This window comes from Mycobacterium sp. 360MFTsu5.1 (genome assembly GCF_000383495.1).
GTDB classification, from domain to species: Bacteria; Actinomycetota; Actinomycetes; order Mycobacteriales; family Mycobacteriaceae; genus Mycobacterium; species Mycobacterium mucogenicum_B.
The window spans coordinates 385541-399084 of record NZ_KB911463.1; the positions used below are offsets into that span (position 1 = coordinate 385541).

The window sequence follows — 13544 nt, forward strand, 5'->3', positions numbered from 1 at the left end:
CCGCTACTGCGGGAACAAAACCGCGGGATTACCTGACATCGCCGACCACCGGCTGATGCGGTTGACGATCCGCCAGCCTTCGGGCCGCCTGGCCCAGGTGTCGGTGTATTCGCCGTTGGTGTCGAAGGTGTCCGCCGCGAGCGGGCCGAGGCCCTGGTGCCGGGCCTGTACGTACGCCCGGGTCACTGCCGTGTCGTCGTCACGCACCTCGACCTGGATGGAACCGATGAGATGCTGTGTGCCGCCGCACTTTTCGAGATATCGGCGGAACGTCGCCACCAGCGCGGGCAGGCCTGACTGCGGCCCTTGGTCGCCATAGTCGAACGTGACGTCGTCGGCGAAGACCTGCGAAGCCTCCGCCCATCGCTTGCCGTCGACCACGCGCGCGAACGTGCCCAAGCCCGTCCGCAACTCCTCAGCGTCCACCAACTTCTGCACGGCGTTGTGCGTTGCGGCGTCTGACATCCAGTTCTCCGTCCTGCTCGTCCTCCGCATCCTATGGCGGCCGCAAGTCTTGTCGGCCCGCCCCGGTTGGAGTAACGTCACCATTGGAATAACGTTGCTATTTCAATTGGTACCGGAGGAGCCCATGAAGTCCGTCCGCCTACAGGACGTCGCGATGCCCAAAGCCGAACGCCAGAGAATCGACCGCCGGTACGACTTCCTGCTCAAGCTGCACGGCAAGAACGGGAAGAAAGCCCTGGCGATAGCCGAGGCCCCACGGATCGACAACGGCTACTTCGGGCCCGAGTCGATCAGCTGGAAGGTCTACGAGAACGTCATGGTTGCCGGAATGGGCGCTCTCTCAGGGCTTTTCATCTCGGTGCTGGACCCCGACGGGGCGTACGGCGTCGGCCATCACACGACGTACTACTACGACACGATCGGCCGCATCCGGCGCAGCCTGCACTTCTTCGCCGGCGCCGTAGCGGGCGACACCGCCAGCGCCGAAAAGGTGGGAGTTGACCTGTTCCGCAAGCACTCTCACATCACCGGCGAGGTACCCGCGACCGGCGAGCTGTTTCAGGCCAACCACGTCGAGACGCTCAAGTTCACCTACGTGGTGGGCTGGCCGCACCTGTGGCGCGCGTACAAGGCCTTCGGCGACCCGAATGCGACCGACGAAGAGGAGCGCCAGTTCTACCGCGAGCAGGTCAGGGTTTGTCAGCTGATGGGTATGCCGGCGGGCGAGCTGCCGGACACTCCCGAGGATGTCGAAGCCTGGGTGCAGCGGGCCGAGCAGGAGCTCATGGCCTTCACGCGCCCGGCGCAGGAACTCACCGATTTCATGACCCATCCACCGGTGACACCACTGAACCCGAACCTCGTCCTCGGAACCCTGATGCGCGTGGCGATCTGGGCCGCCATCCCACTGTTGACGCCGTATGTCCGGCAGATCTGCGGCCTCGATGACTACCGGATGCGACCGCGGCTGGGCTCACTATTGGTCAAGGCGACCGTCAAGGCGTTGGAGAACCCCGTCTTCGACCGCATCTTCATCCCGTACTTCGGCCCCGAAATGTGGGGCTACCTGCACAACGTGATTCGCCATGCCGACAGCACCGGCTTCGTCGAGATGACGCACGACCCTGGCCTGACCCTGCAGCACGGCAAACGCGGCACGATGTGCCCGTTCGCGCCGACCGACTCGGCCGACCGAGCGAATGAGGCTGTGGGAGCGATCAGTTGAGCCGGGTCGATGTCATCAGCAATGAGCGTGTGCTGGATGACAGGCACCACCTGCACGAGTTTCAGGACTTCTGGCACGACGGACCCGTGGCGCTGGTGTTCCTGCCGCAGTTCGGCAGCACCTTCGGCCTGGCCCAAGCCAGAGAGTTGACGGCGCACGTCGATGAAGTGGAAGCGCTTGGCGCCCAAGTGATCCTGATTGGCATCGGCACGTCGATCCAGGGCTTCACTTTCCGGAAGCGGGCCGGTTCCCGCACTCCCGTCATGGCCACTCAGGACCACACCCTTTACCGCACAATGGGATTGGCCGCCCGACGGCGATGGTTGAACCCGATCCGGAATGCGACCGCCTTCCTCGACTTCGTCCGGGCCGGGATCTACCCCTATCAGCGCACCGGCGATCCGCGCCGGCTCGGTGGCGTGTTCGTCGTCGAACGAGGCGGCCGACGGGTCACGTGGGAACACCGAGCGCGGTACGCCGCGGACCTGGCGGCCGGGAGTGACGTGGTCGCAGCGCTCCGCGCCATTGCGGCACAACGGGTGACGGCAGGGACGGACTGACTCGGCGCTACTTGCCGACGACCAGCGCGTCGAACCACAACCGCATGTTGGCGACCATCAGCGCCGCACCCCGCTCGGCGTCGATCGTGCCCAGCGCCTGTGCCATGGCGATACCTGCGCCGGTCGCCACCGCTACTTCGATGGCGTCGTCCATGAGCGGGTGGTCTGCCGGAACCCCTTCCGGCACAGCATCTTCGAGCAACACCCGCGTCGATTCCTTGAATCGCTCCAGCGCCTCACGAGCCTTGGCGAGCTGTTCGGGATTATGGAAGGTGCTGGTGACGTATTCAGCGGTCAGCACGACGAGGTTCGGCTCGGCGCCGATGCGGGCCCACCAACTCGCCAGCGCGGCCAGCCTGTCGTCGGTGGAGACGCCGGCCGCCACGAGCGGCCCGAGCAGTTGATTGAGTTCGGCCATGGAGCGGTTGCGGATCACCTCGAGGCACAGCGCTTCTTTGCCCTCGAAGTTGCTGTAGACCGCACCGATGGTGCGTCCGGCCTCCGCTGCGATGGCCGCCAGGGACGTGGCGTGGTACCCGTTGGCGTAGAAGAGCTGCTCCGCGGCGTCTAGCAGTTCCTGCCGTGTCTGCGCTTGGCTCTCCGCCCGCGTCAGCACCTTCCGAGCCGCCACCACGCCCTCCACATTCTCCATACGACGAGCCTCGATACTATCGCTATCCAGATAACGGGCCAGCTTAAGGGCCCTTTTCCAGCCATCCGGGCATCTTCGGATAGCTACACCATCCGAATGTGGTAGTTATTTAGAATGGACAAAGCCGCTACCCGGGGTACAGACAACCCGCTGCTCGACGAGCTCGGACAACCGCGGGAAGTACTCGAGAAGCTCACCCCCGAGGAATCAGCCCAGCTGCTCGGTCTGCTCAGGAAGGCGAAGGTGGCCCACCAGCGCAGCCTGAACGACTCCCTCGACGACGGGCTCAAAGTCCTGCCCCGGTTGATCCGGCCCGCCGCCCGCAAGATCCTGTTCGGACGGTGACGTGATGGCCGACATCCTGACCCGCGCACAACTGTCGCTGCTGGCCGCACTGCTACAGACCGATGCCGCAGACCTGTCCGGCCTCGAACGACTCGGTGCCGACGACCTCAAGGCGCTTCGCAGCGCACTGTCCGACGCGCTGTTCGACGAACAGGCCGAGGCCTTCGCACGCGTCGGCAAGCTCGCGCCATTGGTCCCGAATGCCTTGGTGGTCACCGTGGCTCACCGCGCGGTGCCGCCGGAAGTCGCGGGGCGCGTCGGAGGCGCGGTGGGACTGGCGCACGGAGACCGCGCCATCGGCGTGCTGTCCGGACTCAAACCGGCGTACCTCGCCGACGCCGCACCGTACGTCGACCCTCGGGTCATCCCGCACTTCGCCCCGCGACTGCCCGCCAAGCTGCTGATCCCGGCCGCGAAGGAACTGCTGCGGCGCCGCGACTACCTGACCGCGTCGCGGTTCGTCGAATTCGCCACCGACGAACTCATCGTGGCGTTCGAGCGGGCCATCGACGACGACGAGGGCATCATCCTGACCGGCGTACTGGTGTCGGACACGCACGTCATGAACGACATCATGCGGGCGGCCGGACCGGACCGGTCGTTGCGCATGGCCCGGGCTGCCGCCGCGGGCAAGCCGGAGGTGCTGGCAGCGCTACTGTCCCTGCTGAACCGGATCGACCCCGAGCTCGCGCGGCCCGCGGTCACCGAACTGCTCGACCATCCCGACGTCGACGTCGTCGCGCACGTACTCGAGGTCGCCCAGACCGAAGGCGTTGTCACAGAGGTACTCGAAATCTCCGCCGTCCTGGACGGTGAGGCCCGCGCACGCCTGGCGAGCCTCGAAGCCTGGCAACGGATCGCCCGCGAAGCCGAGTCCTGGGCACACGAGACACCTGCATAACCGGGCCGGTACGTTGATGGCGTCGTTGCACCGATTCCGTGGGAGGCAGCGTGGCACGCCGACTGCCTGAAGGGCGTCTTGCGCGGGGCGGCAAGCTGGGCGCCCTCGCCGCGAAGCAAGCTGTGCGCGGCGGCCGCACCCGGCTGTCGATGGTCGGCCGGTCGGAACGCGCCAAAGAGCTGCTGGCCGAGCGGGCCACCATCCAGATGGCCGAGAATCTCGTGACGGTGCTGGGCTCCATGAAGGGCGCCGCGATGAAGCTCGGCCAGATGCTGTCGGTGATCGAGCTGGATCTGGTGCCGGAATCGCATCGGGAGCAGTTCCGGGAAAAGCTTGCCGCGCTACGGGATCAGGCGCCGCAGGCGCCGTTCAGCGCCATGCGCGAGGTCATGGAAACCGACCTGGGTCCCCTGTCCGGCGTCTTCGCAGATTTCGACGAATCCCCCACGGCCGCAGCATCAATCGGCCAGGTGTACCGAGCCCGGTTGCGCGACGGCCGCGACGTCGCCGTCAAGGTTCAGTACCCCGGCGTGGATCGGGCCATCCAGGCCGACATGCGCAATCTCGCCCTGCTGATGAAGCTCTGGCGGCTGTGGCCGTCGGCGAACACCGCCATGCTCGACGAGATCACCCGGAACTTCGAGAGCGAACTGGACTACCTGCGCGAGGCCGAGACGCAGCACATGGTGGCCGAACAGTACCGGGGACACCCGTTCATCGTCGTCCCCGACAGCGTGGTCGAGTTCTGCACACCGCGGGTGCTGGTCACCGAATACCTCGACGCCGCAGGCTTCGAGCACATGCGCACGCTGCCGGCGGCCGACCGCAATCGCATCGGAGAACTGGTCTACCGCTTCTATATCGGCTCGCTGTTCGCCAACCACGAATTCTGCGGTGATCCCCACCCGGGCAACATCATGCTGGCCGCCGACGGCCGCGTCGGCTTCGTCGACTTCGGGCTGTACAACCGTATGGACCCGGCCAACGTCGCGTTCGAGCTGGACTGCTTTCAAGCCGCGATCGACGGCCGGGCCGATGACCTGTACCGCCTGATGCTCGACCGCGGCATCGTGGACACGGAATCCGGTGTGACAGCACAGGATTGCCTGGAGTACATCTGGGCCGCGAGCGAATGGCACATGATCGACGAGGACCTCACCATCACGCCTGAGCTGGCCACCGGCGCCGTCGTCTCGGCCATCGATCCACGGCAGACCGAATTCGCGGGGATGAAGCGGCAGATGCTGCCACCCGAACACGTCTTCTCCCGACGTGCCGACTTCCTCACCTTCGGCACGCTGGGACATCTGCAGAGCACCAACAACTGGTACCGGATCGGCCAGGAATGGTTCTTCGACCGACCCGCGGAGACCGAGATCGGCCGCGAGATCGCGCGGTGGCGCGCGAGCCGCTAGCCCGCGTGGACCACGCTGTCCGCCGCCAGCACCTCGGCAGCAGCACGTTCTCCGGAACGCACGGCGCCGTCGATCCAGCCACACATGATGGCCGAACTTTCCGTTCCGGCCCAATGGATCCGCCCGCACGGGGTCCGCAGCGCGTGGCCGAATTCGGTGAGGACGCCGGGCGGCGCGTGACCAATCATGCCGCCACCCGAGTAGCGCTCGACCGTCCAGTTCTGTTCGTGGTAGCTCACCGGTGCCGCAGCCTGCGGCCCGAAGCGGTCCACCAGTTCATTGACGACGACGGCCTTGCGTTCCGCCGGATCGAGCAGCCCGAGCTTGCGCGCGGCCGGGCCTTCGGTGATGACGCACATGATGCCCGGCGTGCCTGTGTCGGTACAGGCGTCGATGGTCAGCGTCGCCGGAGTGCCCGGGGCGGCCGACTGCCCGCACAGACCGTCCGCACGCCAGAACGCCGTCTCGTAGACGATCGAAATCTTGAACACGGCGCCGCTCGGCATGCGCCGGTGCAGGAACATCCGGTCGACGGGAAGCATTGGCTCATAGTCGATTTGGGTGGCGACGGCCAACGGGACGGCGACGATCGCGTGCCGAGCCCGAACCGTCAACCGCTCGGCGTGCACGGTGACGCCGTCGTCGTCCTGCGCGATGAGGTCCACCGGTCGCGAAAGATGCAGCGCGTCAACGAGTTCGGCGGCCATCGGCCCGTATATTGCGCCCATACCACCGCGCACCCGGGCGTCCTGCGCGCCGCCGGCGTTGGAGATGACGAACACCGGGCCGCCACCGGAGCCCATCTGATGCAACGCCCACAACAGTGACGTCTCCGACGCGGCCGAGGTGTAGATGCCGGCCATGGCCATGTCGAGCATCTCGCGCGCCTGATGTGAGCGGATGTTGCGATGCAGCCACTCCCCCAAGGTGATTCGGTCCCACTCGGCGGCCTTCTTCGCCTCCCATGGGGCGTCGAATGGAATGGTCTTGCACATCTGCCCGATCTCGAGGAGGCCCGCGCCGAGGTTGGCGATGGCCCACGGACTCATCGCCCAGGGGATGGTGCCGGAGTACCGGTGTTTCTTGCCGTCGACGATCATCATGGCGTCGCCGTCGACGTACTCCTTGTATTCGGTCACGCCGTATTCGGCCATCAGGGCCTTGATGCGGTCCTGCCCCGGCCCGACCCACGCGCCGCCGCGGTCGATCCACGTCCCGTCCGGCAGCACTTCGGTGAAGGTGCGGCCCCCGACCCGGTCCCGCGCTTCGAGCAGCGCCACCGAGCGGCCCGCCTGTTTCAGCCGCAGGGCGGCGGTCAAACCCGCGAAACCCGCTCCCACAACACAGAAATCGACATCGGCTGTCATGAGTCGCCCCTTCGCTTCGGAAGTTCCGTGCTCGTGCCACACGCCCTGCGATCAGGTGCGGTTGGCCTGGCCAGCTCATCGACGGCGAGGGTGGGCTGAGCTCAAGGTACGCCGGCCTGGCCGGTGCCGAATCCGGATTTGCACAAAATATGCGCGCGCGTAAATGTGCTTTCACGCAGTCGCGGCTGACACTCACGTCTGCGGGCCCAAGTGTCACCGATGTCCTGATGCATCACTGGCACGTGTCAGACCCGTCTGGCATAATCGAATATATGTTCGAACACGTGGGAATCGATGGCACGGGAGTTCTCGTGCACGACGTCTCCGTGGTCGACGCGATGATCCACTTCGCCCGGGTGTCGAATATCGCCGAGTCCGGGAAGTTCACGGCCATTGCCGACTTGGCGATGTTGCGTGTCGACGATCAAGATGGCCGGCAGTGGTGGGCGTGCGATGGCTGGGATGCTGCTGTCGCCGAAGTTGGAGCCGCGCTGGGTCTGGGGAAGCGCGAAGCGTCGGGACAGCTGTCGATCGCGGTCGCGTTGCGCTTCCGGTTGCCGAAGGTGGCGGCGGTGTTCGCCGACGGTGGCGTGTCGGCGCGGACGGTGTCGCTGATCTGCTGGCGCACCCGCCTGGTGGAGGACCCCAACACGCTCGCCGTGATCGATGCCGCATTGGCGGGGGCGTTGTGTGAGTGGGCGGGATTGTCCCGCAAGAAGATTGAACGCAAGATCGACGGCTGGGTGCAGAAGTTCGATCCGGCCGCGGTGATCAAGGTGCGCTCGGCGGCCCGCCGCCGCGGGGTCGGGGTCGGTAAGCCGGATGATGAGACCGGGGTGGCGTCGATCTGGGGTGCGCTGCTGGCCACCGACGCCGAGCTACTCGATCGGGTGCTGACCGAGATGGCCCGGCAGGTGTGCGAGAACGATCCCCGCACTTTCGGGCAACGCCGCGCCGACGCCCTGGGGGTGTTGGCGGCTCGTGGGGATCGGTTGGCGTGCCAGTGCGGCAATCCCGACTGCCCGGCCGCTGGACCTGATGCCCGTGCCACCGCGGTGGTGATCCACGTGTTGACCGATTCGCTGCCGGTGCCGGTGGCGGACCCGCTGCTCAGTGGGGACCCGGCGGCGCCGCTGGTGCCCACGCCTGCCCCGTCTGCGCCTGAGTCGGACTTCGCGCCCGAGCCCACAGCCGAACGTGAGCCCACACCCGAGGCGGTCTTCACGCCCGCACCTGCGCCCCTGAACAACACGGCGAAGACTCCGATGCCCGACCCCGCACCGGCAGCCGACTCGCAGTCTGCCGAAACCCCGACTCCTGCTGCGGCCGAACCGGCCAGCGGTACCGCGCCTGACGCGTCGTCCAGTCCCGCTCCGGTAGCCGGTGTCACTAAACCCCCAGCACCGGTGCGCACCCCGGTCGGTTATGTCCTCGGCGGCGGCGTAGTGCCCCCGGCGGTGCTCGCGGACTTGGTGGCCCGCGGCGCGAAAGTCCGCACCGTCGCCTCGGCCACCGACCTCGATGGAGTGCCGCGGTACCGGCCGTCGGCGGCGATGGATGAGTTCGTGCGGGTGCGGGCTATGACGTGCATGTTCCCCGGCTGCGACCAGCCCGCCACCAACTGCGATGTGGACCATACGATTCCGTGGCCGGTCGGGCCGACGCATCCGGGCAACCTGAGCCCTAAATGCCGCAAACACCACCTGCTGAAAACGTTCTACGGCGGGCCCGACGGCTGGCAGGACCGTCAACAACCCGACGGCACCATCGTGTGGACCGCGCCCACCGGCCACACCTACATCAGCGTGCCCGAATGCCGAATCCTGTTTCCCCGCAAGGTCACCGACACCCCACTACCGGGCCCACTGCCACCGGACGCGCCCGATCTGGACACCCCACCGGCTCCCGGCCGGGGCATCATGATGCCCATCCGCCGCCGCACCCGCGCCCAAAACCAGGCCCAGCAGATCGCCTACGAACGCGCCCTCAACCAAGCCGACATCGACGAGCACGAAGCCGCAGAAGAAGCCTTCGACCGCCTACGCAAAGAACGCCAAGAACGCGAAGCCGCCGAGGCTGCCGCGGCCGCCGAACCCGCAGAGCAACAAGACATCCCGCCGCCACTCTGAGTGACGCGTATGTACCCCTGAAAAGGCATGACTTTCAGGGGTATTGCGGCGAGCTACACGTCGCCCGGCATGCCCGGCGGGCTGAGCGAACCGTCGACGTTCGGCACGACCGCGGAAGCGGGAATGCCACCTTCTGCGGAGTTGTCGCCGGGGATGCCATCATCGGCCGGGGTCGAGAAGCCGCCGGGCCCGCAGTTCCATTCCCACGGGAAGCACGCCGGGAACGGCTGGATCGCCAGTGAGACACCGTCCGGCGGGTTCGCTCCCAATAGGGCGACGGCCACCGCACCCGCTCCCGCCGCCAGCAGGCCAAGTGTTCTCGATGCCATAGCAACCCCCAGTTCGCATCGTCAGATGCACCTGAAGCTACGCCGGCAAAGCGCACCGGGACCAGGAATCGGCCAATCGCCGACTAGGTGCCCGCGAGTTGGCCGACGACGCCCATCGCGAGGTCTCTGGCGCGCAGCAGCTCGGCGTCGTCGGCGAACAATTCCCTTCGGCCGTTGCCAGCTGTGAGAAACGCGTCGATCTTGAACGCGTCGTCGGCCGGGGCCGGCGAGCCCGCGACAGCAAGCTCGGTTTCCAGCAGCCGCAGCCAGCCCCGCTTGAGCTTCCTGACCCCGTCCGCGACCGGACCATCGCGACGGCCGTATTCCGCCGTGGTCGCCGCCATGAAGCAACCGCCGCGGAACACACCGGCGGTCAGGTAGTCGACCCACGCGTCGATCAGCGCACGCAGCCGCGGCGCGCCGGGGGCGGCCTCAAACGCCTTCGCGATGATCGTCTCGCGATAGATGTTCCGCGCCTCGGCCACCGCGGCGACCTGGATCGCCTCGCGGTTCCCGAACACCGTGAGGATGCCGCTCTTGCTGACCCCGGTCGCCGCGGCCAGCGCGCCGACCGTGATCGAGTCGAGCCCGTGCGTCGTCGCGATCATCGCCGCCTCGTGGGCGACCTTCCGCCGGGTCGCGTCACCGCGGACGCGTCGCCCATCCGGCTGATCGTCGGTTGTCACCTCCGCATTTTATACGTGCGACTGGACGTAAATCTCTGTGATCGCTAGGCTCCGAAACACGTCCGATCGGACGTTTAACTTCGCGATTGGAGTGCCCGCATGACTTCGAATCCGCAACCCGCGCTCGAGGAGAGCATCGACATCGCCGCCCCGCCCGACGCGGTGTGGACGTTGGTCAGCGACGTCCGCCGGATGGCCGAGTGGAGCCCGCAGGTCGAATCAACCCGGCTGCGCGGCGGCGCCGAGCAGGTCGCGGACGGTGTCGAGTTCACCAACCTGAACAACAACGGCACCTTCCAATGGAAGACGCACGGCACCATCATCCGGTTGGACAACGGCCGCGAGATCGCGTTCCGGATCAAGGAGAACTGGGCCATCTGGTCGCTGCGCCTCGAGCCCACATCGGGCGGGACCAAGCTCACCCAGCGGCGTGAGAGCCCCGACGGCAGCCCCGACGGGACGGTCCACGTCATTGACAATTACATGGGCGGGCAGGACGTCTTCACCGCATCCATGCGCGACGGGATGCGCCAGACCCTGCAGGCGATCAAAGCCGCGGCGGAGTAGTCAACGGCTGACGTCGTACGCGTGGTGAACGATGTCGTGCAGGTGGTAGAGCGAAATGGTCGCGATCGTGAATTCGCTTCCGTTGCTGCGTAATCCGCGGCGATCCCAGGAGTCGGCCGGTACGTTGGCGTAGGTGTCGGCGACGATGTTCGCGGCGTCGAAAAGTTCCGTCGCGACCACCGCGGGGTCCTGCGACCCGTAGTCGTCGGCGATCGCCGTCTCGTCCTGGTCCCAGTTGGGGAACTGTGGATCGTCCTCCGTGAGCATCAGCTGGACGCGGTGGTTGAAGATGCGGTGCACGTCGCGGACATGGGCTCCGTATTCGAGCGTCGACCAGACGTCGGGCGCGGGCCGGGTCCGGACGCCGGGCGAGGCGAGACGGTGCACCCAGTCGGCGGCGTCGTCGCGAATCCGGGCGGCGACGTCGGTGTGCTGGAGAGACGACGCGTCGAAGCCGCATTCCGGGCAGGCGCGCGCCAGCACCCACGTCCAGTCCTTGGTGTCGGGTTCGATCGCGTCCGGAATCGTCACCGGACCAGTGTCGCACCCGGTCGGGCACGGTGATTCGGATAGGTCTCCCACCAGCACGGGATAGCCTCTACGCACTCATCGAGCGAAGGGGATGGTCCGACGACGACGTCAACAGCTGTTGAGCCGTTCATCGACGGGTTCGTGTACGGCGAAGGTCCACGATGGCACGACGGCCGCCTGTGGTTCAGCGACGTACCGGCCGGGTGTACTCGGCCGGCGAGACGGGCGACCTCACCGTGGCGGCCGAGGTTCCCCGCGCTTCCGGACTCGGCTGGCTGCCCGACGGAACGCTCGTGGTCTCGACGCTCTTCGAAGCGAAGATCCACCACGTCGACCCGCAGGGGCACATCGCGGCGACGTTCGATCTCGGCGACCGGGCGTGGTCGACCAACGACCTCGTCGTCGCCCCGGACGGCCGCGCGTACGTCGACCTCTACCAGCAGACGCACAATGCGCTGGTGGGTGAGATCGGCCTCGTCGACTCCGCCGGGACGGTCCGCGTCGTCGCGACCGGACTTGCCGTGCCCAACGGCCTCGGCTTTCTTCCCGACGGGTCGACCCTTGTCGTCAGTGAGACGAACGGGTCACGCCTGCTTGCCTTTTCGAGTGAGCCCGATGGAAGTCTCGGCTCCCCCACGGTGTTCGCCGATCTCGGCCCCGGTCGCCACCCCGACGGGCTGTGCATCGACGCCGAGGGCGGCGTGTGGGTCGGTTGCTACGACTCCGGCGAGTTCCTGCGCGTCATCGCCGGCGGCACGGTGACGAACCGGATCACCGTCGACCACGGCTGGGCCGTCGCGCCCACCCTGGGCGGCGCCGACGGGCGCACGCTGTACCTGATTGTCGACGACACCACGCATGACGGCCTGGTGCGGGGCGAGTCGGCCGGGCGGGTGTTGCGGACCCGCGTCGACGTACCCGCCGCACCGACGTAGTCCCAGCCCCTCACCAGCACGCGATCACACCGAATGGAAGGCAACCCGATGGCTCCGAGCACCCGTTCCGCTGAGGGACCGCGGAGTGCCGTCTCCACGACCGACGCCCCGATGCACCGCGACCTGAAGAACCGTCATCTGCAGATGATCTCGCTCGGCTCCGCGATCGGGACGGGCCTGTTCCTCATCTCCGGCACGTCAGTGCAGACCGCCGGGCCGATCGTTCTGCTCGGCTACACCATCGCCGGCATCGTCCTCTACGGGGTCATGCGGATGCTCGGCGAGATGGCCGTCGCCCATCCGGTCGCGGGGTCGTGGTCGGCGTACGCGCGCGAATATCTCGGCAAGCCGGCGGGATTCATCGCCGGCTGGAACTGGTGGTACGTCTGTGTCGTCGTCTGCATGGTGGAGTTGACGGCCGCTTCGGAGTTCATGGCTTTCTGGTTCCCGAACTTGCCGCGCTGGATCACGACCGCGGTGTGTCTGGTGCTGATCACCGCCGCGAACATGATCAACGTCAAGGCGTTCGGCGAATTCGAGTTCTACTTCACGCTGATCAAGGTGACGGCCGTCATCGCCATGATCGTCCTCGGCATCGCGATCATCTTCGGCGCCGGCGACTACAACGTGCACGGACTGGAAAACCTGTGGGCGCATGGCGGTTTCGCGCCGAAGGGGCTCGGCGCCTTCATGATCTCGCTGGTCGCGATCACGTTCTCGTTCGGCGGCATCGAGTCGTTGGGCACCGCCGCCGGCGAGGTCGAGGAACCCGCCCGCAACATCCCCCGCGCCATCAATCAGGTTCTGCTGCGAATCCTGCTCTTCTACGTGGGTGCCATCGGCGTCATGCTCATCATCTGGCCGTGGGACAAGGTGGGCACCGAGGGCAGCCCGTTCGTGCTGATGCTCGTCGGCCTCGGGATCGGCGGCGCCGCAACGCTGCTCAACGTCGTCGTCCTGACCGCCGCGCTGTCGGTGGCGAACGTCATGACCTACAGCAACGCGCGTGTCCTGTACGACCTCGCCGCCAGCGGCCAGGCCCCCCGGTTCCTCGCCCACACCAACGCCCGCGGTGTGCCGGTGCGTGCCCTGCTGCTCAACTCCGGATTCGTCGCCGTGGCCGTACTGCTGAACATCGTGCTGCCCGGCAAGGCTCTCGCGGTCCTCATTCCCGTCGTGGTCGGGGCCGAGCTGATCACGTGGAGCATCATTGCGCTCAGCCACCTACGATTCCGGGCGCGCGAAGGCGCCGGTGTCTTCAAGACACCGCTGTCGCCGATCACGAACTACCTGTGCCTCGCGTATTTCGCACTGATCTACGTCCTGATGACGCTGGACCCGTCGTCGCACTCCGGAGCGATCGCATTGCCGCTGTGGTTCTGCGGTCTGCTCATCGTCGGGTCCCTGCTGAACCGAGTCAGGCGCTAACGTCGAAGC

15 protein-coding genes are annotated in these 13544 nt (G+C 66.8%); 9 read left to right on the top strand and 6 right to left on the bottom strand.

Annotated elements, in window-relative coordinates; all coding sequences use genetic code 11:
- Positions 1–3: 3 nt before the first annotated feature.
- Positions 4–465, bottom strand: coding sequence for a nuclear transport factor 2 family protein (locus H289_RS0105405; RefSeq protein ID WP_020099737.1), 462 nt, complete (start codon positions 463–465; stop codon positions 4–6).
- Between the two features lie 124 nt (positions 466–589).
- Between H289_RS0105405 and H289_RS0105410 the strand changes: the two genes are divergently transcribed.
- A complete protein-coding gene (locus H289_RS0105410; protein ID WP_020099738.1) occupies positions 590–1690 on the top strand; it encodes an oxygenase MpaB family protein in 1101 nt (366 codons plus the stop codon).
- The gene (locus H289_RS0105415; protein ID WP_020099739.1) at positions 1687–2250 is read left to right on the top strand and encodes a peroxiredoxin-like family protein; all 564 of its coding nucleotides are present in this window, start codon (positions 1687–1689) and stop codon (positions 2248–2250) included. The genes H289_RS0105410 and H289_RS0105415 overlap by 4 nt, the downstream gene beginning before the upstream one ends.
- 7 nt (positions 2251–2257) lie before the next feature.
- Here H289_RS0105415 and H289_RS0105420 read toward each other — a convergent pair whose 3' ends face one another.
- Entirely contained in the window at positions 2258–2902 is a 645-nt protein-coding gene (locus tag H289_RS0105420) for a TetR/AcrR family transcriptional regulator (protein ID WP_020099740.1), read from the bottom strand.
- Between the two features lie 114 nt (positions 2903–3016).
- Between H289_RS0105420 and H289_RS0105425 the strand changes: the two genes are divergently transcribed.
- The 3 genes from H289_RS0105425 to H289_RS0105435 are packed head-to-tail and all read left to right on the top strand — an operon-like array spanning position 3017 to position 5563.
- Positions 3017–3247 carry a hypothetical protein gene (locus H289_RS0105425; RefSeq protein WP_020099741.1) on the top strand — a complete coding sequence of 77 codons (231 nt, stop codon included), beginning with the start codon at positions 3017–3019 and terminating at the stop codon, positions 3245–3247.
- Between the two features lie 4 nt (positions 3248–3251).
- Positions 3252–4148, top strand: a complete 897-nt coding sequence (locus H289_RS0105430) for a hypothetical protein (RefSeq protein ID WP_020099742.1) — start codon at positions 3252–3254, stop codon at positions 4146–4148.
- Positions 4149–4198: 50 nt separating this feature from the next.
- Positions 4199–5563, top strand: a complete 1365-nt coding sequence (locus H289_RS0105435) for an ABC1 kinase family protein (protein ID WP_020099743.1) — start codon at positions 4199–4201, stop codon at positions 5561–5563.
- Here the strand turns inward: H289_RS0105435 and H289_RS0105440 are convergent.
- Positions 5560–6930 carry a flavin monoamine oxidase family protein gene (locus tag H289_RS0105440; protein WP_020099744.1) on the bottom strand — a complete coding sequence of 457 codons (1371 nt, stop codon included), beginning with the start codon at positions 6928–6930 and terminating at the stop codon, positions 5560–5562. The two genes, H289_RS0105435 and H289_RS0105440, sit on opposite strands and share 4 nt — an antisense overlap.
- 272 nt (positions 6931–7202) lie before the next feature.
- On the opposite strand from H289_RS0105440, the gene H289_RS29780 reads away from it, so the two are divergent.
- On the top strand, positions 7203–9059 hold the full coding sequence (locus H289_RS29780; RefSeq protein ID WP_020099745.1) for a DUF222 domain-containing protein: 1857 nt from the start codon (positions 7203–7205) through the stop codon (positions 9057–9059).
- 53 nt (positions 9060–9112) lie between these two features.
- Here the strand turns inward: H289_RS29780 and H289_RS0105450 are convergent, their stop codons facing one another.
- Positions 9113–9388, bottom strand: coding sequence for a hypothetical protein (locus tag H289_RS0105450; protein WP_155944036.1), 276 nt, complete (start codon positions 9386–9388; stop codon positions 9113–9115).
- An 83-nt stretch (positions 9389–9471) separates the two neighbouring features.
- A complete protein-coding gene (locus H289_RS0105455; protein WP_020099747.1) occupies positions 9472–10074 on the bottom strand; it encodes a TetR/AcrR family transcriptional regulator in 603 nt (200 codons plus the stop codon).
- 99 nt (positions 10075–10173) lie between these two features.
- Between H289_RS0105455 and H289_RS0105460 the strand changes: the two genes are divergently transcribed.
- Positions 10174–10641 carry an SRPBCC family protein gene (locus H289_RS0105460; RefSeq protein WP_020099748.1) on the top strand — a complete coding sequence of 156 codons (468 nt, stop codon included), beginning with the start codon at positions 10174–10176 and terminating at the stop codon, positions 10639–10641.
- On the opposite strand, the gene H289_RS0105465 is transcribed toward H289_RS0105460, so the two are convergent.
- On the bottom strand, positions 10642–11172 hold the full coding sequence (locus H289_RS0105465; protein ID WP_020099749.1) for a DinB family protein: 531 nt from the start codon (positions 11170–11172) through the stop codon (positions 10642–10644).
- A 161-nt stretch (positions 11173–11333) separates the two neighbouring features.
- Between H289_RS0105465 and H289_RS29785 the strand changes: the two genes are divergently transcribed.
- Both H289_RS29785 and H289_RS0105475 read left to right on the top strand, forming a co-directional pair.
- Positions 11334–12107, top strand: a complete 774-nt coding sequence (locus tag H289_RS29785; RefSeq protein ID WP_231387958.1) for an SMP-30/gluconolactonase/LRE family protein — start codon at positions 11334–11336, stop codon at positions 12105–12107.
- A 48-nt stretch (positions 12108–12155) separates the two neighbouring features.
- On the top strand, positions 12156–13535 hold the full coding sequence (locus H289_RS0105475) for an amino acid permease (protein ID WP_051128411.1): 1380 nt from the start codon (positions 12156–12158) through the stop codon (positions 13533–13535).
- Positions 13536–13544: the final 9 nt, after the last annotated feature.